Raw genomic sequence first — 21,058 nt, 5'->3', positions numbered from 1 at the left:
GTGCCTGGCGCTTACTTCGGCGCCAGCACCATCATCATCTGACGGCCTTCGAGCTTGGGCTCGGCTTCGACCTTGGCGAACTCGATCGTATCGGCCTTGACCTGCTGCAGAAGCTTCATGCCGAGTTCCTGGTGGGCCATTTCACGGCCGCGGAACTTCAGCGTCACCTTGACCTTGTCGCCTTCATCGAAGAAGCGACCCATCGCCTTCATCTTCACCTCATAATCATGGGTGTCGATGTTCGGGCGCATCTTGATTTCTTTGACTTCGACGATCTTCTGCTTCTTGCGCGCCTCGGCAGCCTTCTTCTGGTTGGCATATTTCAGCTTGCCCAGATCGAGGATCTTGCACACCGGCGGTTCGGCATTGGGGGAAATTTCGACGAGATCGAGGCCGGCTTCTTCCGCCATCTTCAAGGCCTGGTCGGTAGGCACGACGCCCATATTCTGTCCGTCAGCCGCGATCAGCTGAACTTTGGGAATGCGGATTTCACGGTTCGAGCGCGGTCCGTCCTTCACGGGCGCGTCGGTTTTAAAAGGTCTGCGAATGGTCGTATTCTCCTCGCGTTGTTTCGGAACGTTGCAGCATCGCGCTCCCAATCAGGGTGCACAAACGTGTCGCGTCATCGCTGCAACGGAGTCAATATCATCCTTTAGCGGAAAAATCACCCGCTGTCAGCCTGCCAAGAATCTGTTTTATAGGCCAAAACAATAGGAGTTTCGCCGATGTCCGATCAGATGCCCGATGCCCAGCCGCAGTTCTTGACGGTCGGCGAGGGCGAAGCAGCGCGTGAGATCGCCATGATCGCCCGCCCGGCGCAGGCCGGCAATGGCGCGCCGACGCTCGTCTGGCTGTCCGGCTACCGCTCCGACATGAGCGGCACCAAGGCGGTGGAACTCGACGGGCTGGCGGCGGAACTGGGCGTCGCCTGCATCCGCCTCGACTATTCCGGCCACGGACTTTCCGGCGGCAGCTTCGGCGACGGCACGATCTCGCGCTGGCTGGAGGAGGCGCTTGCCGTCATCCACCATATCGCCCCCGATCGGGTGATCCTCGTCGGCTCCTCGATGGGCGGCTGGATCGCGCTCAGGCTGGCGCAGGAGCTTGCGCGGCAAGGCGGCCCGAAGCTCGAGGGCCCAAAGCTTGCAGGCATGGTGCTGATCGCACCCGCACCCGATTTCACCTCCGAGCTGATCGAGCCGAACCTCAAGGCCAAGGAGCGCAAGTCGCTGGCCGAGCGCGGCTATTTCGAAGAGCGTTCGCCATACAGCCCGGAACCGAACATCTATACCAGGGCGCTGATCGAGGACGGCCGCGCAAACCGGGTGCTCGACGGCATCATCGAGACAGGCTGCCCGGTGCACATCCTCCAGGGCATGAAGGACCCCGACGTGCCGCATGCACATGCGATGAAACTGGTCGAACACCTTCCCGCCGACGACGTGGTGCTGACCTTCATCCGCGACGGCGACCACCGCCTGTCGCGCCCCGGCGATATCGCGCTTCTCTTGAGCGCCGTCAAAGGCATCATCCGTTCATCAACAAATAGGCAGATGCCCGCCTGAATGGCATCGGCGTATAAATTCGCCTGATACAGGTTCCCAACCCGTTGCATTTTAACCATGTCGGCGGGTCGCAAGGTCCTCCCAATAAGTAACGATTGACTCTTTCCGGCCCTCTCCATTAACACTTTGTTAATAAATAAGGGGCGATGCAAGGAAAGAGCGGGCGTGCGGATCAAGGGTGTCTTTGTGGCCATGATGGCCGTATTTGCGATGGCAACGGCCGCCATACCGGCCCCAAGCAGAAATGCTTCAATGGTAACGGGCAATGCCACTTCACAGCCCATCGGGCACTATGATTTCTGTCAGATCCACCGCAATGAATGCGGCGCAAACCGCAACGCCGGCCCGGTTGAAATGACCCCGGCAAAGTGGTCGCTGGTGCGTTCGGTCAACGCCACGGTAAACCGCACGATCACGCCGATGACCGACAAGGAAATCTACGGCAAGGACGAAGTTTGGGCCTATCCGACCACCGCCGGCGACTGCGAGGATTTCGCGCTGCTGAAGCGTCGCATGCTGATCCAGCGCGGCTTTTCAGCCGCCGACCTGCTGATGACCGTCGTGCGCAAGCCGGATGGTGAGGGCCATGCCGTGCTGACGCTGCGCACCGCCGAGGGCGATTTCGTGCTCGACAACCTCGCCTCCGAAGTCAAGCCGTGGTTCGGCACGCCCTATTCCTTCGTCAAGCGCCAGTCGAGCTACAATTCCGGCCGCTGGGTCACCATCGAGAACGGCCGCGACGTTCTGGTCGGCGCGCTGCGCTAAGGGTCAACAGAGAATATGGAAAGGCCGGCGGTTTGCCGGCCTTTTTCGTTTTGTTGGTTTGGGATGCCACACCGTCTCCCGGCCCTTCGCTTTGGGCTCAGGGCGTTCGTCGCTGCGATCGATTCGCTGAATCGATTGCTCGGCTTCGCCGATCGCAACTCACCCGTTGCCAATCAATATCCCCGCGCCGAGCACTAAACCGCCGCCGAGCACCACCTGGAAGGCGGCGCGCAGGAAGGGGGTTTCCATGTAGCGGTTCTGGATGAAGGCGATGGCCCAGAGTTCGAAGAAGACGATGATGGCGGCGGTGATCGTCGCCGTCCAGAAATGCGGGATCAGATAGGGCAGCGCGTGGCCGAGGCCGCCGAGCGCGGTCATGATGCCACAGGCAAGGCCGCGTTTGACCGGCGAGCCTCTGCCGGAAATCTTGCCGTCGTCATGGGCGGCTTCGGTGAAGCCCATCGAGATACCGGCGCCGACGGAGGCCGACAGGCCGACGAGAAAGGTCTGCCAGGTATCCTGCGTGGCAAAGGCGGCGGCGAAGATCGGCGCCAGCGTCGAGACCGAACCATCCATCAACCCGGCAAGACCCGGCTGCACATAGGTCAGCACGAATTGCCGATGCACGGTCTCGTCCTCGCCGCGCTTGACGTCTTCAGGCGTATGTTTGTCGCCCAGCATGCGGGCGATATCTTCATGCCCCTGTTCGGCAAGGGCGAGATCGCCGAGAAGCTCACGCGTCGAGGCGTCCGAGGTCCGCTTTGCCGCCTCGACATAGAAACGATAGGCCTGCTCCTCCATCGCCTCGGATTCCTGCCGCATCGCGTCCAGCGAAAGATTTGCCCGGAGCCAGTCGGGCTTGCGCTCGTAGAAGCCCTGCACATGTTCGCGCCGGATCAGCGGAATGCGCTCGCCGAAACGCTGGCGATGGATTTCGATGAGCGACTTGCGATGCGTATCCTCGACCTCGGCCATATCCTCGAAGACTTTGGCCGAAGCCGGAAATTCGCGACGCAACCTGTCGGCATAGGCGAGATAGATGCGGGCATCGTCTTCCTCGGAGGCAATCCCGAGGGCAAGGATCTCCTGCTCGGACAGTGATTCGAAAGATCGTTTCGAGGATCTGAAAAACCGCGCCAGCATGACTTTCTCCAAAATTTAGAATTATTCTAAATCTAAAGAAGCAGGCGATGACGGTCAAGGGCGCGGGGAAGAATGCTGACAGATTGCCGCAAGCGGGCACGGACGACTTTGGCTCGTTGCGATAAACACCTATATGAGGGCTGCCGCATCACGCGGCGCCGGGGTTTTCGAATGGACAATGACATTCAGGGCCGCCCCGCCCATATCGCGGCGATCCGCGAAAGGGCGGAGGCCGAAATGCGGGAAATGGGCGTCGACGAGGCCTTCATCGACAGGCTGGTCGAGACTTTCTACGCCCGCGTGCTGGCGCATCCCGATCTCGGCCCGGTGTTCGACGCCAGGCTATCCGGCCGGTGGCCGCAGCATATGGCGAAGATGAAGAGCTTCTGGTCGGCCGTCGCCTTCCGCAGCGGCGCCTATGGCGGCAAGCCGGTGCAGGCGCATACAGGTGTTGCAAACCTGACGCCGGAGCTCTTTCCGAAATGGCTGTCGCTGTTTGCCGCAACGCTGGACGACATCGCTCCATCGCCGGAGGCCAAGGCCTGGTTCATGGCGACGGCGGAGCGGATCGCCAAGAGCCTGACGCTTTCGCTGTTCTACAATCCCGCGCTCGACGATCCCAAGCGCACACCCGCCTGATCTATATTCTAGAGCCTTTCCGGGTTAGATTGCAGCATTCTGTTGGCTCAAACGGAGTCGGATGGTCGACCGGCCGGCGCGCGTCGTAGCCCAGCTCTACGGCCAAGCCGGCCGGTCGATCAGCCGGCCCGTTTCAGCCAACCCGAAGGGCCGGGCATCTTTGCGCCAGGGCAGAGGCGATCGGCTCGACCGTACAAAGAGGTATGCCCTTCGCCAATCGCCTCTGCCCTGACGAAAACCTGCTCCGGCAGAATGCTTCAATCTAATCCGGAAAGGCTCTAAGTCTTCATTCTAAGTTTTCGCCGCCGAGGCAGTGGCGCCGGCGCTGGCCGCCACCACGAGCGCGGTACCCAGCATCTGCAGCGCGGTCATCGGCTGGGCCAGGATCAGAAAGCCGGCAAGCGCGCCGAGCGCCGGTTCGAGGCTCATCAGGATGCCGAAGGAGGCCGACGGCATGCGCCGCAGCGCCACCATCTCCAGCGCATAGGGCAGGAGCGGTACGAGGATGGCGAGGCCGAGAACCTCCGCCAGCCCCTTCAACGTGAAGGCGCCGCCTGTCTCGGCAAGGCCGAAGGGGGTTGCGACGAGGCCGGCAACGATCAGCGACATCGACAGGCCTTCCAGCCCCTTGAAGGCAGCCCCGACCTTCTTCGTCAGCAGGATATAGACCGCCCATCCCACAGCCGAGCCGAGAGCGAAGAGGACGCCAGGGAGATTGCCGACCCAGCCTTGACCGTCATGGGCGAGGAAGAGGATGCCGGCCGCAGCAATCAACGGCCAGAGCAGGCGCCAGGTCAGGCCGTAGCCGAAGACGGCGACCGAGAGCGGCCCGAGGAAATCGATGGCGATCGCCAGGCCGAGCGGCAGCCGCTGGATCGCCGCAAAGAAACACAGCGTCATGGCGGCGGTCGTCGTGCCGAGCAGCAGGGTCGCCCGCCACTGGGCGCCGCTATAACGCAGGAGTGAAGGCCTGACGACGACGGCCAGGATGATCGCCGCGAAAGCAAGCCGCAGCCAGGTGGCGCCGGCGACGCCATAGGTCGCAATGGCCGGGGACGACAGCGCCGCACCGAACTGGATCGAAGACATCGACATCAGGCACATCGCGACACCGGCCGCCAGGCCGCCCGAAGACGACGCCATACCCGGCTGCGGCATCAAAGCTGCGCCATCCGTCCCGGTCTCGATAGTCTTGATGTCCATGTGGCCCCCGATCCTGGCGCGGTTCTAAGCCGAAGACGGGGGAGAACCAAATTCAAACTTTTCATGCCGGGATCAAGAGCGCTGATGCTGGGGAATGCCAGGAATCGACAGGTGATGCGGGAGATCGAGTTCACCATTTAACCAGGCGATCGCCGATGGTGATGCAATATCACCGGCGGCCAGCAAGGATGACTTCTTCGGCGTCTTCGAAGCTCATGTCGAAGACCTTCTTGCCGATGTCGAAGCTGAAGCCGTTGCGGGCGAAGGCCGAAAGCTCTTTGGCCTTTCGCTTGTCGTCGAGCTCGACCCGGCGGAAAGGGCCGAAGGCGCGTTTGCGGGCAAATATCGCGGCCGCATAGAGATCGTCGGCCTGCTCAAGTGCTGCCTCGACCTTGTCGCTGGAGACGCCCTTGACGGCAAGTTTCTGGGCGATCGCGCGTTTCGATTTGCCGCCGCGCACGGCAGAGCGGGTGCTGATCTCCGCATAGGCGCTATCGTCGAGCACCTTGTTGTCATAGGCAAATTTGACGGCGAAATCGGCAACGGCCTTGAGTTGCGCCGCGCTGATATCTTCGAATTTCTCCTTCGCCTTGCGGGTGATGGCGTCAAACAGCTGCTTTTCCGTCATCATCCGCCGCTCCAGGCGATAGATGGCGGAATTGCGCGCCCAGCTCAGCATGCGGGGTGTCGGGATGTCGGAGGGAACAGTCGCGTCAGTCATCGGCAGTAATCAGGCTTCCAGACCCTTGAGGACGTTGGCGACGTTGAGGCCGATTTCCGGCACGCCGTAACCGCCCTCCATGCAGGCCAGCACCGGCAGGCCGGCGGCTGATATCATCGCGCCCATGCGGGTGAAATCATCGGAGGTCAGGCTGAAAAAGGAGATCGGATCGCGCTCGAAGGTATCGACCCCGAGCGCCACGACGATCGCCTCGGCGCCGAAGTCTTTGACCCGCGCCAGCGCATCGTTTAGCGCCGAAGACCAGACATCAAAGGGCGTGCCCGGTGGCATTGGATAGTTGCGGTTGGCACCAACGCCCTCCCCCTCGCCTTCCTCGTCGGCATGGCCGAGGAAATAGGGAAAGGCATGCATGGGATCGCCATGCAGCGAGGCGGTGAAGACATCGCCTCTGTGATAGAAGAGATCCTGGGTGCCGTTGCCATGATGGAAATCGACATCCAGCACCGCGACCTTCGACGCACCATGGTCGCGCAGCCGCTGTGCGGCGACGCCGGCATTGTTGATGAAGCAGTAGCCGCCGAAGAGATCGATGCCGGCATGGTGGCCGGGTGGGCGGCAGAGCGAAAAGGCGAAACGATTGCCCTCAGCCAGCCAGTCGGCGCCGGTGACGGCACAGCGCATGGAGGCGATCGCCGCCTCGTAGGAACCCTTGGTGATCGAGGTGTCGGCGGCATTGGCATAGTGGCCGATCGCGCCAACGATATTGTCGGGCACGCGCTGGCTGGTGCGGCGAACGGGAAAGGAATTGGCGATCGCCTCGCCGGTGAAGCCGGCGGCCACCCAGCGATCCCAGACGCTGGCGAGAAAATCCAGATAGGCGGGATTATGCACCTTCAGCGCCGTTTCCAACCCGTGCGCATCGGGCGCCACCACGTCGGTAAAGCCCGCCTCCTTGACCGCCGCCAGGATCCATTCGGCACGGAACGGCGCCTCGAAGGGCGTCACCAGTTGGCCGGCATGCAGTTCCGTTTTGGCATCGCGCAGCTTGTGGTCTTCGGAATAGATGACGCGCATTTCAGATCCTGCCCCTTGATTGACAATCGAGACTTACACGGCTCGGCCGCGACAAAAAAGCGGAACGGCGCTCTTGATCGTCAAGCTATATGACGCCACCTTCGCCGGTGTTTTGAGAACGAGGAAATTTTCCGCATGAAAGTGCTGATGGTCGATGTCGACGGCGTGCTCATTCATGGTCGACCGACCGACGGGCTGCCGCACTTCACCTATCTGGAGCGCGATCTCGGCCTGCGTGTCGACCTGCTGCAGCAGGAATTCTTTCAGACCCACTGGCGTGAGATCATTGTCGGCCGCGCGGCGCTGGAACCCAGGCTCGCCGGCGTTCTCGCAAAGATCGCGCCGCATCTCAGCGCCGAAACGCTGATCGACTATTGGTTCGAAAACGATTCCCGCCTCGACCGCAATCTGCTGGAAGAGCTCGCTATCCTCCGGCAAAGCGGCATCACCCTTTTCCTGGCGACCAACCAGGAGCATAGGCGGGCGCGCTACCTGATGGAGCAGGCCGGCCTTAACGCGCATTTCGACGACATCATCTATTCCGCAGCACTCGGGCACAGCAAGCCTTCGCCCGACTTCTTCCGGCTGGCGACCGAACGCGCCGGCGTGGCGCCCGGCCAAATCGCCTTCATCGACGATATGGCCGAAAATATCGAAGCGGCGCGGCTGTTCGGCTGGAATGCTGCGCAATGGACGGCGGGCGCGACGCTTGGCGGCGCGCTTCCCGTCTTCGCCAGGCCGGCCTGAGCGAGGCCGGCGCAATCAGGCAAGCCGCTTGTAGAACAGGGTGGTGGCGCAGAAGCCGCCTTCCGGCCACAGCGCATAATCGGGAATGACGCCGACACGCTGCCAGCCCAGGCGCGGATAGATCGCCTCGGCATCGCTGCCGGTTGCCGTATCGAGGACGAGCAGGGTCTTGCCACGCTTGGCCGCCTCGCGCTCGGCGGCATCCATCAGCAGCCGGGCGAGGCCCTTGCCGCGGGCGGAGCGATGCACCAGCAGCTTCTTCAGATCACCGCGATGCGGCTGGTTCGGCATCTGCGCGGCGCCCACCTGCACGGTCCCGACGATCCTGCCGTCGAGTTCGGCGACCAGCAACAGGTTGCCTCCGGAGGCGACGGCATCGGCGACATCGCGCCAATAGGGCTCGGCATCTTCAGGCCCATAGGGCTGCATGAAGCCGACGGAGGCGCCGCCTGCGACGCAATCGGCCAGCACCTGCGACAGCGCCGGCACGGCGGCCCGGGCCTCGTCGGCGGAAAGGGTACGAATATCGGGCATGCTGCTCTCCTGAATAAATGCTGTTATCGGCCGCCGCGATCGAGCACGACGCAATAACGCGCCGGCGCGTTGCCGGGATTGTGGAAGATGTGACCCTCGCCGACCGGCATGAAGAGGCAATCGCCCGGCCGCAGCCGGTAGACCGTTTCACCCGCCGTCATTTCCAGCTCGCCATCGAACAACCAGATATGCTGCGTCATGCCGTGGGAGGCGGCATGCGGGGGAAAGCTGACACGCGCGCCAGCGGGGAATTCGACCTCGACGATATCGACATCGGAGGCGGTGCCCGGGGGTGAAACAGACCGTCTGATATAACCGGTCTCCGGGTCGCGCCAGACCTGCTGCTCCTGCCGGCGGGCGAGCGGCGAGGCCTGCTGTCCCTCCTCCGCGAAGAAGGCCGACAGCGACAGGCCGAGCGCCGCACAGATCCTTGCCAGCAGCGAAGCGGTCGGGCTCGCCTCCGCCCGCTCGATGCGCGAGATCATTGCGCGGCTGACCCCGGAGGCCGCGGCAAGATCATCCAGCGTCAGACCTTTTTTGACCCGCAGCGTGCGGATGCGGATGCCGATCGCCTGTTCGAGTTCCGGTTCCATCTCTCAATCCATGATTCTACTATAAGAGAAATACATTATCCGATGATGGAATCAAGTCTCCTCGCGCGGCGAAACCCGCCTTGCTTTCACCACGGCAGCGTCGATATATGACGGCGTAATCGAGGTAGGAGGCAATGATGGACGCCAGCACGCAGAGCACGGACCTGACGGGAAGCTTCACAGCTGCCGCCTGGGACAGGATCGCCCCTGTTATGGCTGAAATCGAGGCCTTGCCGCTGCTGCTGCGCCTTTCGGACGGCACGCTGCCGCCGGAGGTCTTCCGGCACTATATCCTTCAAGATGCGCTCTACCTGAAGCATTATGCGCGATGCCTCGCCATCGTTGCGGCCAAGGCGCCCGACAATGTGCAGGTGCTGCGCTTCCTCGGTTCGGCGCAGAAGGCCATCACCGTCGAGCAGGGCCTGCATGCCGGCTTCCTCACCCAGTTCGGCATCACGTCGGCGGATGTTTCAGCCGCAGAACCCTCGCCTGCCGGCTTTGCCTATACCAACTTCCTGCTTGCCACCGCCTATCACAGTTCCTACGCGGTTGCGCTTTCCTCCATACTCCCCTGCTTCTGGATCTACTGGCACGTTGGCGAAGCAATCAAGAACCGGCCTGCTATCGAGGGCAATGCCTTCCAGGCCTGGATCAACACCTATGGCGATCCGCAATTTGCCGCCGGCGCCCGTGAAGTGATCGCGCTGACCGACATCGCCGCCCGCGCCGCATCGCCGGTGGAGCGTGCCCAGATGACCGATGTCTTCGTGCGCGCCTCGCAATATGAATGGATGTTCTGGGATTCGGCCTGGCGGCTGGAGACGTGGCCGGTCTGACGCGCGTCCGATAAGCTGCAAAATAGCGTAAACAGCGGGCTAATTACCGCTTTGCGGCAAGGGGCGGCGCTGCTATATGGCGCGCATGAGCACCAATTCGACCACTCCGCTTTCCCATATCCGCAACTTTTCGATCGTGGCCCATATCGACCACGGCAAATCGACGCTGGCCGACCGCCTGATCCAGACGACGGGCGGGCTTGCCGAGCGCGAAATGTCCGAGCAGGTGCTCGACAATATGGATATCGAGCGCGAGCGCGGCATCACCATCAAGGCCCAGACCGTGCGCCTGCACTACCAGGCAAACAATGGCGAGAAATACATTCTCAACCTGATCGACACGCCCGGCCACGTCGACTTCGCCTATGAAGTCTCGCGGTCGCTGTCGGCCTGCGAGGGTTCGCTGCTCGTCGTCGACGCCAGCCAGGGCGTCGAAGCGCAGACGCTCGCCAATGTCTATCAGGCGATCGACAACAACCACGAGATCGTCACCGTCCTCAACAAGATCGACCTGCCGGCCGCCGAACCCGACCGCATCAAGGAACAGATCGAGGAAGTGATCGGCATCGACGCCTCGGAGGCGGTATTGATTTCGGCCAAGACCGGCCTCGGCATTCCCGATGTGCTGGAAGCGATCGTCCACAAACTGCCGGCGCCGAAGAGCCCAGGCGGCGACAAGGCGCCGCTGAAGGCGCTGCTCGTCGACAGCTGGTACGATACCTATCTCGGCGTCATGGTTCTCGTGCGCATCATCGACGGCGTGCTGACCAAGGGCCAGACGGTGCGGATGATGGGCACCGATGCAAAATACCAGGTGGAGCGCGTCGGCGTGCTGACACCGAAGATGGTCACTGTCGACAGCCTCGGCCCCGGCGAGATCGGCTTCATCACCGCCTCGATCAAGGAAGTGGCCGATACCCGCGTCGGCGATACGATCACCGAGGACAAGCGGCCGACGGCCGCAGCGCTGCCGGGCTTCAAGCCGGCGCAGCCGGTGGTGTTCTGCGGCCTGTTCCCGGTCGATGCCGCCGATTTCGAGGATCTGCGCGCCGCCATGGGCAAGCTTCGCCTCAACGACGCCTCCTTCTCCTTCGAAATGGAATCGTCGGCCGCCCTCGGCTTCGGTTTCCGCTGCGGCTTCCTCGGCCTGCTGCATCTCGAAATCATCCAGGAACGGCTCGAGCGCGAGTTCGACCTCGACCTCATCGCCACCGCACCCTCCGTCGTCTACAAGATGTACATGACCGACGGCACGGAGCGCGAACTGCACAATCCGGCCGACATGCCCGATGTCGTCAAGATCTCCGAAATCCATGAGCCGTGGATCCGCGCGACGATCCTGACGCCGGACGATTATCTCGGCGGCATCCTGAAGCTTTGCCAGGACCGGCGCGGCATCCAGATCGAGCTCACCTATGTCGGCACGCGCGCGATGCTGACCTACGACCTGCCGCTCAACGAAGTCGTCTTCGATTTCTACGACCGGCTGAAGTCGATCTCCAAGGGCTATGCCTCTTTCGACTATGCGCTGACCGACCACCGCGAGGGCAACCTCGTGAAAATGTCGATCCTCGTCAACGGCGAGCCGGTCGACGCGCTGTCGATGATGGTGCACCGGACGGCCGCCGAAAAGCGCGGCCGCGACATGTGCGAGAAGCTCAAGGAGCTGATCCCGAAGCACATGTTCAAGATCCCGATCCAGGCGGCGATCGGCGGCAACGTCATTGCCCGCGAGACGATCTCGGCGCTGCGCAAGGACGTGACCGCGAAATGCTACGGCGGCGACGCCACCCGTAAGCGTAAACTGCTCGACAAGCAGAAGGCCGGCAAGAAACGCATGCGCCAGTTCGGCAAGGTGGAAATCCCGCAGGAAGCCTTTATTGCGGCGCTGAAGATGGGCGACGAATAACGCTTCTCAACGACATTTTATGCGCATATGATCTGCGCATAAAATTGAGGAGATCGCTGTGGCTCAGCGACCAAGAAAAGCAGCAAACCTGTCCCTCGATGTCTATCGGGCAAAAGCGATGCCATCAGCGGCGCCGTGGATTTTCTCTTCCAGGGCTTCTGAGCTTCACCCCCTGCCCATATATTCCTTCACCAGCCCCTCATAGGCGTTCATCTCCGGCAGCGCCGCGTAGCTGTGCACTGCGCCGGTCTCGGCGAAGGACAGCTTCTCGCTCGTCCATGTCTCGATGAAGGGCGTGAACCAGCTGGGGTCGTCGAGCATGGTCGCGCGCAGATTGACGAACCAGTCCATGCCTTCCGGCCGGGTGAACATCCAGCTCATGCAATGCGGGCAGAAATAATGCTTGGTGACGCCGTGCAGGCCGCCGATCACCGGCTCGCCTTTGGTGACCTCGAAGCCTTCGCTGGGAATGGCGGCGCTCAGCGAATAGGCGCTTGCGGTCATCCGCTGGCAGCCCGTGCAATGGCAGGCCATGGTCAGCAGCGGCGGGGCGCTGATCTTCAGCCGCACCTGGCCGCAACGGCAGCCGCCTTGCATGGGTAGATTCAGTTCGCTCATGATTTTCCTCCCGTTTTGCCCTCTGATTTAGCGGAGCTTTCGCCGCTGTCGAGATGGCAGGACCATTGCGGAATTTGGGGCTGGCGCTACCGGATGCGGGCTGGATTGCCGACCACGGTGGCGCCGGCCGGCACATCCCTGGTCACCACCGCGCCAGCGCCGACGATCGCGCCCTCGCCGATCGTGATGCCGCCGAGGATGACGGCGCTTCCCCCGATCCAGACGTCGTTGCCGATCGTGACCGGCCGGGCGATCTCGATGCCGGTGCTACGAAGTGCAGCATCCTTGTGGTGCTCGGCGCAGTAGATCTGCACGCCGGGGCCGAACATGCTGCGATCGCCGATCCTCACCCGGCCGGAATCGAGGATGGTGCAGCCGGCATTGAAATAGACGCGCTCGCCGAGGGTGATGTTGATGCCGTAGGAGCAGTGAAACGGCGCTTCGATGAAGACATCCGGTGCTGTCTGCGCAAACAGCGCCCTCAGGGCCGGCGCCATCGCGCCGCGCTCATCCGGCGGCATTGTATTGTGTGCGTGGACGGCCAAGCGCGCCTGCCGGCGCAAGTGATCGAGTTCGTCATCGAGGCAACAATACCATTCACCTGCCGCCATCTTCTCGCGTTCGCTCGCCGGCATGACATCACCCCTCACGCCGAGGCCTGCGACAGCATCTCGATCTCTGCCGGTTCGATCAGGCTGACCCAGGCGCGCGCAATGGCAAGGCCGGCGGCATCGGCTGCACGCCCATGTCTTGCCGCCAGTTCGGCGTGGCTCTCCAGCCAGCCGGGGGCGATGCGCGCGATCGTCTCGGGGAATTCAGCCTTCCATTGTTCGACGACCGCTGAATTGGCCTCGAAATGGAACTGCGTGCCATAGACGGCGCGGCCGATGCGGAACGCCTGGTTTTCGGCGACGGGGCTCGAGGCAAGACGGACCGCCGCCTCGGGCAGGGAAAACGTGTCGGCATGCCATTCGAAGATGGTGAACTCGCCGCCCAGCGAAGACAGCACCGGATCGGCCCGGCCCTCGGCGGTAACGCCGATCTTATGCCAGCCGAATTCGCGGGCGGTTCCCAGATGATTGTCCGCGCCATAGGCGCGGGCGAGGATCTGGCTGCCCAGACAGATGCCGAGCACCGCCTTGCCGGTATCGCCGAAGCGCCGCGTAAGCCGAACGAGCTCCGGCAGATAGGCGTGTGTCTCATCATCCAGCGCGCTCTGCTCGCCGCCGAGAACGACCAGCGCATCATGGCCCACTACATCCTGCGGCAGGATGCCATCCTGCCACACCCGGAACCACTCGATGTCAGCGCCCGCCTCGTCGAGGGCCTGGGCAAGCGCGCCGAGGCCGGTATTCCTCATGTTTTCGATGACTGCGACGCGCATGGACTTTCCCTGATATGGCCGACGGCGGGAAGAGATCATGCCGGCGGGCAGCACGCAAGACGCTTGTGTAAGGGGCGATTGCGCATGCGCGCCACAGAGCTTAAATCTCGTCAAACGAAAGGAAATCGCCATGACCGAAAAAGCCCGTGTCTCGATCCTCTACTGTACCCAGTGCAACTGGCTGCTGCGCGCCAGCTGGATGGCGCAAGAGCTGCTGTATACTTTTTCCGACAGCCTCGGCGAAGTAGCGCTGATCCCCGGCACCGGCGGCAATTTCGAGATCCGCGTCAACGGCGATCTCATCTGGGAGCGCAAGCGCGACGGCGGCTTTCCCGGGCCGAAGGAGCTGAAGCAGCGGGTCCGCGACATCGTCGAGCCCGGCCGCGATCTCGGCCACGTCGACCGAGCCTCGCTCGAAAGCTGAGCAGAGCTCGGCGCCAGCGCGAGCGGCCTCAGCGAAAAGGCGAGCGGCAGACCCTGTAGACACCCTCATAGGTGAGGAAGTGATCCGTCCTCGGATTGTAGGAGCGGTATTCGTTGGTGCACCAGGCGATATGCTTGTTCGGATCCTTCGGCTGCACGCGGCGCACCGGCGGCGGATCATAGGTCAGTTGCGGCCGTCCGGCAGCGCCCGGCAGGTAATAGGTCGGGCCTGCGCCCCTCGGCCGGTAATTCGGCTGGACATAGGCCGGACGATGCCATTGCTGCGGCCCGAAACCGAAGCAGCCGCGAAAATCGCAAAGCGTGGAGCCGGTGTTGAGCGGACCGACCCCTGGCTTGCCCAGCTTCAGCGAATCGGCCCCGGCGATGGCGGGTGCGAGAACAGCCAAAAGACCGGCGAGCAGAAACGTGCGAGAAACGGCCATGATGCAATCCTTTCGGTATTTCCTTTATATAGGGCGCACCAAACGGAGCGCTATGCCCATTGTCCGGCCCTCTCCCGCATGTGATCGGCTGCTTTTTCGCCAACTGTCAGGAAAACTTCAAAAACCCAGTTGACAGTCAGGAGCCGCCCCCTTACATCGCTCTCCGTCGCCCAGATGGCGGAATTGGTAGACGCGCCAGCTTCAGGTGCTGGTACCCGAAAGGGTGTGGAGGTTCGAGTCCTCTTCTGGGCACCATTCCATTCTTGATCGCTACCAAGATCAAGGAGTTAAGCCTTTTCAGATAGGTTGCGCATGTGATGCCTTGTCACAAAGGCCAATCACGATACGCTTAGGGCTTGGCCGCTAGATAGCTCCCAAGAACGCGCCGAAATCCTCAATTCCAGAATGCATATCCTGCCACTCTGGAGAGCTGCCCTCCATTGACTCCCTCATCCCCAAATGCGAACATAAAGCGAACAGAATGGAGTCTTGCCAATGATCCGATACGCCGCATCCGCTGACAGCCGCCCTGAGCCTCCACAGGCCCGCGTGGTGTCAGCCGCCAAGCCGGCCCTTGAAATGCGATCCCTCACGCCGATCATTGATACAGCCGTTACCGCACCTGCGGCGGGTCTGCTACCGCCCAGCCCCGAGTCAGGCGAGATCGGCTCCGACACTCGACCGAAAACCCCCAAGCCGCCGCGCCGTGCAGCAACAAAACGCAAGCCTAAGGTCGAAGCGGACGACACTTCGCTCCAGCTTAGTTTAGATGCCTAGTCCCATGTTGCCGATGCCCGAAGCGCCGGCGCTGGAAACCTCCGCGACCCGAGGGCGAACCGCCCTCTTTTGATCTGTCGGAAATCATCAAGCCCGACAGGACATTCGCACCGCGATCATGGGAACTCCCACCATTATCTATAGAGCACTTCGGGATCCCGAAATTGGTTGCCGGATTGAAATTATTGAATATTTGCTCACGGCGAGACCGCTGAAAATGCGACGAATTTCGGAATCCCGAAGCGGGGGAATTTCGGGAATCCGAAGTGGGATTTTTTCTTGGTGCGAGGCGCCAGCCTCTGTCGGCAACCATCGGCCATCGGTATCCAGCACCGTCCTATCGGGATCAGCCGCTTCTGTTCGGATCAACTGCGCCTGCTTGGCGCCCTTCGTAAAGCGGAAGGACGCACCTTCGGCACTCGGGAGACGCTCGAACGGCGGGGAGCGCAGTCTACGAACCAGGGATGCGAGGGCCGTTTCCCTTATCGGGCGATTCGCTGTATCGGCATCCGGATAGGCATCAGCGCGGCTTCGACCAACGCATGGCGGCGTGGTTCCGGCTTTTCAGGCGGCCATGTGGGGCGTCGTCTTCCCGCTGTCGGGAATAACGGTCAAAACCCCCAGGCCGGCTTCTCTGGCGGCGCTGAGGAGCAATTCCCTCAGCTCGCCCGTCTCGATCTGCCCGGTGATGGCATCGGCGCAGGCCTTTACGGCCACGACGTATTCCTCTCCATCTTCAAACGGCCAGTCCATCATCAGAACTTCGGCTGCGTCCCGGATCGTCCTGACGATCTTGTACTTTTGCCGGCCGCCGAGAAAGAGAACAAGAGGCGCAAAATCCGCCGATGTGTTCCATTGCATGGCATTTTCTCCCTGAGAGTTAGAATATTAGTAACAATGCAAGAAGAATGCCAGTGGAGGCGGAGGCGGTTTTTAGAGGTTTTGCGCGCCAGTCGCCGGGATCGTCGGCAGAGGCCGCGCAATCGCGGCCTTTGGCTTCACAACCAGGACATCTAATAAGGAGCTTTCGGCCCTGCCCGGCAGCACCCGCGAGTTGGCCGAGAACGTCAACGCCTGGAGTATTCCGAAGCGGGCGATCAACCTGTCGAGCTATCACGACATGAGCGAGGCCGATATCGAGCGGGTGGCGGCGATGCTGATCGATCTCGCGTCGACGCGGATCTGACACAACGGCACGACATTGCCGCCCGAGGAGATCTCCTCAGCGCACCGGCTGATAATGGCCGCGCAGCGGCACCTTGTCGTCCATCGAGATGAAGCCGTCGCGTTCGCAGACATACATCAGCGTCGGCATGCCGCCCGAACGGAAGATCTCGTCATAACGGCGGCGGACCTGAACGGTTTCGGTGCGGCAATTATACGATTCTTCCTCCTTCTTCTCCGGCTGCGCCTTGACGCCGGGAAGACCCTTGTAGGGATAGAGGGGCTGAACGCCGGAATCGACGGATTTCGTCCAGTCGACGGCAGAGGCGGATGCCGGGGCGAGGCTCGACACGGCAACCAGCGATATCAGAATCATCAAAAGCCGCACGGAGCTCTCCTGCCGACTATGGGCGCTCTCCAGATGTAGGAAAACCGAAGACCGTCATCAAGCGGCCGAAGCCGGCGACTTCCTGAAATAACTTCTGATGACGGGATGGCCGAAGAGGCCGGCAAGGATGGCAAAACCGGCACCGACGACGAAACCGGCGAGAAAACCGCCGATGATGCCGGCAACCAGCAGGATCATCTTCCCCGGACCATCGGCCTTGACCGGCGGCTCGGCCGGCGAGATGACGCGAATGTTACTCTGGCTGAGGTTCTGCTCCTCGCTCGTCTGGCTGGAGCGTTTCAGAACCGTCTCGTAGATATCGCGCGCCGCAGTCGCCTTGCGCTGCAATTCGTTCAATTCCACCTGCTTGTCCGAGGTACTCGCCTGCAGCGCCTTCTGCACCGCAAGTTCCTTGGCTATGCTGTCTTCGGCGGCCTTTGCCTGCTCGTATTCACCCCGTGCCGAGGTGGCGAGCCGCTGCAATTCGCCCTTGATTTCGCCTGATATGCTCTGGAGCGAGGAGCGGGCCGCCTGCAGGCGCGGATGACGCGTGCCCATCTGGCTTTCGAGGCTGCCGACGGCGGCCGCCTGGGTGGCATATTGCTGACGCAGGCTGACGAGCGGCGAGGTGACGCCGCCTTCCGTCTGGTTGCCGGCGACGATGTCCTCGACGCGGAGATTGGCGACGGCATCGGCGCGCGCTTTCGCCTGGATGGTCTTTTCCTGTGCCGTCACCAGCATCGTGTTCAACGAGACGAGCCGCTGATCGGAAATCAGATTGCCCTCGGTCGCAGCCATGTCGTTGTCGGCGCGGAAGGTTTCGACAGCCTGCTCGGCTTCCAGCACCTTCTGGCGCAGATCGTCGAGGCGTCCGTCGAGCGTCGAGGAGGTGTTTTCGTAAATGCCGTTCGAGGCGTTGTTCTCCTCCTCGGTGAAGGCGGTGACGACCTGGTTGGCAAGCCTTGCGGATTTTTCCGGATCATTCGTCGTGGCGGCAAGCGTGACGACATAGGTGCTGGCCTGGCGGGTGATCACAAGCGCTTTCTGCAGGGCGCCGATCACGGCGGCGCCATCGGTGCGGCCGCCGGTGAATTCCGGATCCTGGTCGAGCTTCATCGTCTCGACGACGCGGCGCAGCACATTGCCCGAGGTCAGGATCTGCACCTGGCTGTCGATCAGCGTCGAGATCATTTCCGGCGAGGGGCCTGAGGATTGCGCGCCGGCATCGGCAAGGCCGATCTGGCGCGGATCGAAATAGAGGCTGCTGACGGCGGTGAATTTCTGAGCGATCCGCGGCGCCACCACAGCGCCGGCAGCCGCGCCGAGCAGCGCCAGACCCAGCACGACCAGCCGCCGGCTCCAGATCGCGGCGATGCTGGAGCGGAGGTCGAGAAGCGGTGCGGCAGGTGCGGAGGCTGCGTTCGACGGCGCGTCGACGACGGGCTCTCTTGCCGGCGGAGGCGGAGGCGCCGGACGCTCATATTGACGGCTTTCCGCCATGCTTGCCGGTGGCACGAAAGGGGGTGGGGTCGGTTCAGGCGCCGGACGGGCGTAATCATCCGGGCGGACGACAGGACTGCGCATGCGTACGCCTTCCGGCGCAGTCTGAGGCGGCTCATAACTGCGCCAGCCAGGGAGCCGGCTTACCCTGTTCCTGTCATACTGGTTCATACGCGCACTCGTGTCCCGCCCAGCGTGAAAGACTGAAGCCGAGGTGCCGAGACTTTAGAAATTCTTAGCTAACGGACCGTTAAAATAATCTGGAGCGACGCCGATGTTGCGATTTTCCGCGATTGCGAGGATGCCATGAGGACGACACGACATCTGACAGCGCTGCTGCTTGCGGCGGCTCTCGTCCCGTCGCCGGCCCTTGCGGCCGGGGCGCCCTGCTACCGCGGCGTCAATCTTTCCGGCGGTGAATATGGCGAGCGCGGCGGTACCTACGGCACCAACTACACCTATCCCAGTGAAGAGACGATCGGCTATTTCGCCGAAAAGGGCATGACGATCATCCGGCTGCCCTTCCGCTGGGAACGGCTGCAGCCCGCACTCGGCGGGCGGCTCGACGAGGACGAGCTCCAGCGGATCAAAGACACGATCGGCCTGATCCGCAAGCGCGGCATGGCCGTTCTGCTCGACCCGCATAATTTCGGTTATTACGACAAGACCCAGGTCGGCACGGCGCCGGCGACGGATGCCGCCTTCGGTGACTTCTGGGCAAGGCTCGCCGTTGAATTCGCCAATCAGGAGGGCATTGTCTTCGGCCTGATGAACGAACCGCACGACATCAAGGCGACGGACTGGCTGGATGCGGCCAATGCCGCGATCCGCAGTATCCGCGCGGTCGGCGCGCGCAACCTCATCCTGGTGCCCGGCACTGCATGGAGCGGCGCGGCAAGCTGGGAGAAGGACGTGATCGGCGGCGCCAACGGCACTGTGATGCTCGGCGTGCGCGATCCGCTGGATTTCTACGCCTATGAGGTCCACCAGTATCTCGACGCCGATTCCTCCGGAACCCATCCGACCTGCGAAGGTGCCGATGCCGCAGTCGAGGCGATCGCCGGGGTCACCGCCTGGCTGAAGCGGAACCACAAACGCGGCTTTCTCGGCGAATTCGGCGCCTCCGCCGACAAGGACTGCATGAGCGGGCTGACCGAAATCTATGCCACCATGACAGGTAATGGCGACGTCTGGCTCGGCTGGTCCTATTGGGCGGCGGGCGATTGGTGGCCCGCGAACGAGCCGTTCAACGTCCAGCCGCGAAAGGGCCCCGCGCGGCCGCAGATGCGGCTTCTCGCCCAATCGGCAAAAGCCGATGCCGGCACTTGTTCCGCCGTCAAGCCTGTGGGGAATTGACCATGGCGGTCGTCGACCAGAAGGCAGCGCCTTTTACTGCCGCCGGCAACCGGCTCGATGCTGCCGGGGCGGCGTCGCGCACCGATTACCTGGTGCTCTGGCTCGGCCTGCTCTCGGTGCTCTACAACGGCATTCTCGCCTTCATCAACCACAACATCATGCCGCTGTCGTTGACGCATGTCGCCGCCAGCGAAGGCCTGATCATGGCGAGCGCCATCATCTACATCCTGCACAAGGGGATCTACGAAACCGACCTGCCGGCCTTCGTGTTCCTGCTGTTCACGCTCGTGGTGACCATCTATGTCAGCGTCCTCAACCGCATGCTGTTCATCGATCATTTCCGCAACGTGCTGATCATCTTCTGCTTCACCGGGCTCGGCGGCTGGAGCAACGAAAAAACGATGAAGCTCGTCTTTCGCTGGGCAAGCCTCGTCGTCATGATTTTCCTGATCTTCGAGATCGTCAGCGTGCCGTTCTATGTCAGCATCGTCCATCCGTCCGACTATTTCGCCAATACGCGCGGGCTGCTGCCGCTGAGCTACAACACGACAGGCCTTTTCCAGAATGCGCTCGGCTTTCCCGAACGCTTCTCCTTCGGCATCATCGACCATCGTTCCTCCTCGATCTTCCTCGAACAGGTGTCGCTCGCCAATTTCTGCGGGGTGATCGCGGTCTACCTGATTTCGATGTGGGAGAGGCTTGGCCGCTGGGACCGGTTGCTGATGATCAGCACGGCAGTCCTGATCCTGGTGACGAACGACACGCGCACGATGCTGATCTTCTGCTTTGCCTGCATCGTCGGCTATTTCGTCTTTCCGAAGATCCCGAAGAATTTCAATCTGGCGCTGATGCCGCTGATCGTCGCCGCGGGCTTCCTCGTCTACGTGCTGAAACCCAACGCGACCGGCGACAATTTCACCGGCCGCATCAACCTGACGATGAAGAAGATCATGGAACTCGATCCGCTCGCCATCCTCGGACTTTCGGTCGACCGGGTCGCCGAGTTCGCCGATAGCGGTTATGTCTACCTGATCTATGCCGCGACGATCTTCGGCGTCATCGCCCTGTGGCTGTTCGTCTGCCTCTTTCCCGCCGGACGCACGGCGGCGCAGCGGCGCTGCGCCCATTCACTTTCTCTTTTCATTTTTCTGAATATGATGATCGGGGGAACCGCAGTCTTTTCGATGAAGATCGCCGGTCTCCTGTGGTTCGTCGTCGGATATATGCGTTTCCACGACAACCCGCGCATCCGGCAGGGTCGTCCGACAAATGTATTGAGTTGACCGCAGCGGCGCGGCTGAGACCGGCGCCCGCG

General features: G+C 62.1%; 24 protein-coding genes, 1 tRNA gene and 1 pseudogene. 12 read left to right on the top strand and 14 right to left on the bottom strand.

What is annotated here, in order from left to right:
• Nucleotides 1-11: 11 nt before the first annotated feature.
• On the bottom strand, nt 12-548 hold the full coding sequence (infC, locus tag FHT79_RS15615; protein WP_080759946.1) for a translation initiation factor IF-3: 537 nt from the start codon (nt 546-548) through the stop codon (nt 12-14).
• Between the two features lie 177 nt (nt 549-725).
• Between infC and FHT79_RS15610 the strand changes: the two genes are divergently transcribed.
• Both FHT79_RS15610 and FHT79_RS15605 read left to right on the top strand, forming a co-directional pair.
• Complete coding sequence (locus FHT79_RS15610; RefSeq protein ID WP_028757870.1) at nt 726-1,565, top strand: alpha/beta hydrolase; 840 nt, start codon at nt 726-728, stop codon at nt 1,563-1,565.
• A gap of 165 nt (nt 1,566-1,730) precedes the next feature.
• The gene (locus FHT79_RS15605) at nt 1,731-2,330 is read left to right on the top strand and encodes a transglutaminase-like cysteine peptidase (RefSeq protein ID WP_028757871.1); all 600 of its coding nucleotides are present in this window, start codon (nt 1,731-1,733) and stop codon (nt 2,328-2,330) included.
• A 159-nt stretch (nt 2,331-2,489) separates the two neighbouring features.
• Here FHT79_RS15605 and mbfA read toward each other — a convergent pair whose 3' ends face one another.
• A complete protein-coding gene (gene mbfA, locus FHT79_RS15600) occupies nt 2,490-3,473 on the bottom strand; it encodes an iron exporter MbfA (protein ID WP_028757872.1) in 984 nt (327 codons plus the stop codon).
• Between the two features lie 171 nt (nt 3,474-3,644).
• Between mbfA and FHT79_RS15595 the strand changes: the two genes are divergently transcribed.
• Nucleotides 3,645-4,112, top strand: coding sequence for a truncated hemoglobin (locus tag FHT79_RS15595; RefSeq protein WP_028757873.1), 468 nt, complete (start codon nt 3,645-3,647; stop codon nt 4,110-4,112).
• Nucleotides 4,113-4,403: 291 nt separating this feature from the next.
• Here FHT79_RS15595 and FHT79_RS15590 read toward each other — a convergent pair whose 3' ends face one another.
• The 3 genes from FHT79_RS15590 to FHT79_RS15580 all read right to left on the bottom strand — a co-directional run bounded on the left by FHT79_RS15590 (nt 4,404) and on the right by FHT79_RS15580 (nt 7,071).
• Nucleotides 4,404-5,315 carry an EamA family transporter gene (locus tag FHT79_RS15590; protein WP_028757874.1) on the bottom strand — a complete coding sequence of 304 codons (912 nt, stop codon included), beginning with the start codon at nt 5,313-5,315 and terminating at the stop codon, nt 4,404-4,406.
• A 169-nt stretch (nt 5,316-5,484) separates the two neighbouring features.
• Nucleotides 5,485-6,036, bottom strand: coding sequence for a recombination regulator RecX (gene recX, locus FHT79_RS15585; protein WP_028757875.1), 552 nt, complete (start codon nt 6,034-6,036; stop codon nt 5,485-5,487).
• 9 nt (nt 6,037-6,045) lie between these two features.
• Complete coding sequence (locus FHT79_RS15580; protein ID WP_028757876.1) at nt 6,046-7,071, bottom strand: histone deacetylase family protein; 1,026 nt, start codon at nt 7,069-7,071, stop codon at nt 6,046-6,048.
• 135 nt (nt 7,072-7,206) lie between these two features.
• On the opposite strand from FHT79_RS15580, the gene FHT79_RS15575 reads away from it, so the two are divergent.
• Complete coding sequence (locus FHT79_RS15575; protein ID WP_028757877.1) at nt 7,207-7,818, top strand: HAD-IA family hydrolase; 612 nt, start codon at nt 7,207-7,209, stop codon at nt 7,816-7,818.
• 15 nt (nt 7,819-7,833) lie between these two features.
• Here FHT79_RS15575 and FHT79_RS15570 read toward each other — a convergent pair whose 3' ends face one another.
• Together FHT79_RS15570 and FHT79_RS15565 are read right to left on the bottom strand one after the other, a co-directional pair.
• Nucleotides 7,834-8,352, bottom strand: a complete 519-nt coding sequence (locus tag FHT79_RS15570) for a GNAT family N-acetyltransferase (protein ID WP_028757878.1) — start codon at nt 8,350-8,352, stop codon at nt 7,834-7,836.
• Between the two features lie 23 nt (nt 8,353-8,375).
• Complete coding sequence (locus FHT79_RS15565) at nt 8,376-8,945, bottom strand: XRE family transcriptional regulator (RefSeq protein WP_028757879.1); 570 nt, start codon at nt 8,943-8,945, stop codon at nt 8,376-8,378.
• Between the two features lie 137 nt (nt 8,946-9,082).
• On the opposite strand from FHT79_RS15565, the gene tenA reads away from it, so the two are divergent.
• Together tenA and lepA are read left to right on the top strand one after the other, a co-directional pair.
• The gene (gene tenA, locus FHT79_RS15560) at nt 9,083-9,781 is read left to right on the top strand and encodes a thiaminase II (RefSeq protein ID WP_028757880.1); all 699 of its coding nucleotides are present in this window, start codon (nt 9,083-9,085) and stop codon (nt 9,779-9,781) included.
• 76 nt (nt 9,782-9,857) lie between these two features.
• Nucleotides 9,858-11,690 carry a translation elongation factor 4 gene (gene lepA, locus FHT79_RS15555; RefSeq protein ID WP_028757881.1) on the top strand — a complete coding sequence of 611 codons (1,833 nt, stop codon included), beginning with the start codon at nt 9,858-9,860 and terminating at the stop codon, nt 11,688-11,690.
• A 165-nt stretch (nt 11,691-11,855) separates the two neighbouring features.
• On the opposite strand, the gene FHT79_RS15550 is transcribed toward lepA, so the two are convergent.
• The 3 genes from FHT79_RS15550 to FHT79_RS15540 all read right to left on the bottom strand — a co-directional run bounded on the left by FHT79_RS15550 (nt 11,856) and on the right by FHT79_RS15540 (nt 13,692).
• Nucleotides 11,856-12,308, bottom strand: a complete 453-nt coding sequence (locus FHT79_RS15550) for a GFA family protein (RefSeq protein WP_028757882.1) — start codon at nt 12,306-12,308, stop codon at nt 11,856-11,858.
• A gap of 86 nt (nt 12,309-12,394) precedes the next feature.
• The gene (locus tag FHT79_RS15545) at nt 12,395-12,943 is read right to left on the bottom strand and encodes a sugar O-acetyltransferase (protein WP_028757883.1); all 549 of its coding nucleotides are present in this window, start codon (nt 12,941-12,943) and stop codon (nt 12,395-12,397) included.
• 11 nt (nt 12,944-12,954) lie between these two features.
• Nucleotides 12,955-13,692 (bottom strand): type 1 glutamine amidotransferase, encoded by a 738-nt coding sequence (locus tag FHT79_RS15540; protein ID WP_028757884.1) that lies wholly within the window; start codon nt 13,690-13,692, stop codon nt 12,955-12,957.
• Between the two features lie 130 nt (nt 13,693-13,822).
• Here FHT79_RS15540 and FHT79_RS15535 point away from each other — a divergent pair, with 130 nt between their 5' ends.
• Nucleotides 13,823-14,116, top strand: coding sequence for a SelT/SelW/SelH family protein (locus tag FHT79_RS15535; protein ID WP_028756410.1), 294 nt, complete (start codon nt 13,823-13,825; stop codon nt 14,114-14,116).
• Nucleotides 14,117-14,144: 28 nt separating this feature from the next.
• On the opposite strand, the gene FHT79_RS15530 is transcribed toward FHT79_RS15535, so the two are convergent.
• Entirely contained in the window at nt 14,145-14,558 is a 414-nt protein-coding gene (locus tag FHT79_RS15530) for a BA14K family protein (protein ID WP_028757885.1), read from the bottom strand.
• Nucleotides 14,559-14,726: 168 nt separating this feature from the next.
• Here FHT79_RS15530 and FHT79_RS15525 point away from each other — a divergent pair.
• Nucleotides 14,727-14,813, top strand: a tRNA-Leu gene (locus FHT79_RS15525).
• 240 nt (nt 14,814-15,053) lie between these two features.
• Nucleotides 15,054-15,335, top strand: coding sequence for a poly(hydroxyalkanoate) granule-associated protein (locus tag FHT79_RS32505; RefSeq protein WP_097543147.1), 282 nt, complete (start codon nt 15,054-15,056; stop codon nt 15,333-15,335).
• 564 nt (nt 15,336-15,899) lie between these two features.
• Here the strand turns inward: FHT79_RS32505 and FHT79_RS15520 are convergent.
• A complete protein-coding gene (locus FHT79_RS15520; protein ID WP_028756405.1) occupies nt 15,900-16,196 on the bottom strand; it encodes a DUF982 domain-containing protein in 297 nt (98 codons plus the stop codon).
• A gap of 199 nt (nt 16,197-16,395) precedes the next feature.
• Here FHT79_RS15520 and FHT79_RS32405 point away from each other — a divergent pair.
• A pseudogene (locus tag FHT79_RS32405) lies at nt 16,396-16,521 on the top strand (glutamine--scyllo-inositol aminotransferase); the annotation flags it as partial.
• A gap of 36 nt (nt 16,522-16,557) precedes the next feature.
• On the opposite strand, the gene FHT79_RS15510 reads toward FHT79_RS32405, so the two are convergent.
• Complete coding sequence (locus FHT79_RS15510) at nt 16,558-16,887, bottom strand: hypothetical protein (RefSeq protein ID WP_028757897.1); 330 nt, start codon at nt 16,885-16,887, stop codon at nt 16,558-16,560.
• Nucleotides 16,888-16,944: 57 nt separating this feature from the next.
• Complete coding sequence (locus tag FHT79_RS15505) at nt 16,945-18,558, bottom strand: GumC family protein (protein WP_028757898.1); 1,614 nt, start codon at nt 18,556-18,558, stop codon at nt 16,945-16,947.
• A 135-nt stretch (nt 18,559-18,693) separates the two neighbouring features.
• Between FHT79_RS15505 and FHT79_RS15500 the strand changes: the two genes are divergently transcribed.
• Both FHT79_RS15500 and FHT79_RS15495 read left to right on the top strand, forming a co-directional pair.
• On the top strand, nt 18,694-19,743 hold the full coding sequence (locus FHT79_RS15500) for a glycoside hydrolase family 5 protein (protein ID WP_028756348.1): 1,050 nt from the start codon (nt 18,694-18,696) through the stop codon (nt 19,741-19,743).
• Between the two features lie 2 nt (nt 19,744-19,745).
• The gene (locus FHT79_RS15495) at nt 19,746-21,026 is read left to right on the top strand and encodes a hypothetical protein (RefSeq protein WP_028757899.1); all 1,281 of its coding nucleotides are present in this window, start codon (nt 19,746-19,748) and stop codon (nt 21,024-21,026) included.
• The last annotated feature ends 32 nt before the right edge of the window (nt 21,027-21,058 follow it).

Origin of the sequence: Rhizobium sp. BK212 (genome assembly GCF_014197475.1) — a bacterium.
Taxonomy (GTDB): Bacteria; Pseudomonadota; Alphaproteobacteria; order Rhizobiales; family Rhizobiaceae; genus Rhizobium; species Rhizobium anhuiense.
This window is presented reverse-complemented; position numbering and strand designations above follow the sequence as displayed.

What these genes read in the sequence shown, in the direction of transcription:
- FHT79_RS15610 (WP_028757870.1), top strand. Translation starts at nt 726, where the DNA reads ATGTCCGATCAGATGCCCGATGCCCAGCCGCAGTTCTTGACGGTCGGC.
- mbfA (WP_028757872.1), bottom strand. Translation starts at nt 3,473, where the DNA reads ATGCTGGCGCGGTTTTTCAGATCCTCGAAACGATCTTTCGAATCACTG.
- FHT79_RS15595 (WP_028757873.1), top strand. Translation starts at nt 3,645, where the DNA reads ATGGACAATGACATTCAGGGCCGCCCCGCCCATATCGCGGCGATCCGC.
- FHT79_RS15590 (WP_028757874.1), bottom strand. Translation starts at nt 5,315, where the DNA reads ATGGACATCAAGACTATCGAGACCGGGACGGATGGCGCAGCTTTGATG.
- recX (WP_028757875.1), bottom strand. Translation starts at nt 6,036, where the DNA reads ATGACTGACGCGACTGTTCCCTCCGACATCCCGACACCCCGCATGCTG.
- FHT79_RS15580 (WP_028757876.1), bottom strand. Translation starts at nt 7,071, where the DNA reads ATGCGCGTCATCTATTCCGAAGACCACAAGCTGCGCGATGCCAAAACG.
- FHT79_RS15575 (WP_028757877.1), top strand. Translation starts at nt 7,207, where the DNA reads ATGAAAGTGCTGATGGTCGATGTCGACGGCGTGCTCATTCATGGTCGA.
- FHT79_RS15570 (WP_028757878.1), bottom strand. Translation starts at nt 8,352, where the DNA reads ATGCCCGATATTCGTACCCTTTCCGCCGACGAGGCCCGGGCCGCCGTG.
- FHT79_RS15565 (WP_028757879.1), bottom strand. Translation starts at nt 8,945, where the DNA reads ATGGAACCGGAACTCGAACAGGCGATCGGCATCCGCATCCGCACGCTG.
- tenA (WP_028757880.1), top strand. Translation starts at nt 9,083, where the DNA reads ATGGACGCCAGCACGCAGAGCACGGACCTGACGGGAAGCTTCACAGCT.
- lepA (WP_028757881.1), top strand. Translation starts at nt 9,858, where the DNA reads ATGGCGCGCATGAGCACCAATTCGACCACTCCGCTTTCCCATATCCGC.
- FHT79_RS15550 (WP_028757882.1), bottom strand. Translation starts at nt 12,308, where the DNA reads ATGAGCGAACTGAATCTACCCATGCAAGGCGGCTGCCGTTGCGGCCAG.
- FHT79_RS15545 (WP_028757883.1), bottom strand. Translation starts at nt 12,943, where the DNA reads ATGCCGGCGAGCGAACGCGAGAAGATGGCGGCAGGTGAATGGTATTGT.
- FHT79_RS15540 (WP_028757884.1), bottom strand. Translation starts at nt 13,692, where the DNA reads ATGCGCGTCGCAGTCATCGAAAACATGAGGAATACCGGCCTCGGCGCG.
- FHT79_RS15535 (WP_028756410.1), top strand. Translation starts at nt 13,823, where the DNA reads ATGACCGAAAAAGCCCGTGTCTCGATCCTCTACTGTACCCAGTGCAAC.
- FHT79_RS15530 (WP_028757885.1), bottom strand. Translation starts at nt 14,558, where the DNA reads ATGGCCGTTTCTCGCACGTTTCTGCTCGCCGGTCTTTTGGCTGTTCTC.
- FHT79_RS32505 (WP_097543147.1), top strand. Translation starts at nt 15,054, where the DNA reads ATGATCCGATACGCCGCATCCGCTGACAGCCGCCCTGAGCCTCCACAG.
- FHT79_RS15520 (WP_028756405.1), bottom strand. Translation starts at nt 16,196, where the DNA reads ATGCAATGGAACACATCGGCGGATTTTGCGCCTCTTGTTCTCTTTCTC.
- FHT79_RS15505 (WP_028757898.1), bottom strand. Translation starts at nt 18,558, where the DNA reads ATGAACCAGTATGACAGGAACAGGGTAAGCCGGCTCCCTGGCTGGCGC.
- FHT79_RS15500 (WP_028756348.1), top strand. Translation starts at nt 18,694, where the DNA reads ATGAGGACGACACGACATCTGACAGCGCTGCTGCTTGCGGCGGCTCTC.
- FHT79_RS15495 (WP_028757899.1), top strand. Translation starts at nt 19,746, where the DNA reads ATGGCGGTCGTCGACCAGAAGGCAGCGCCTTTTACTGCCGCCGGCAAC.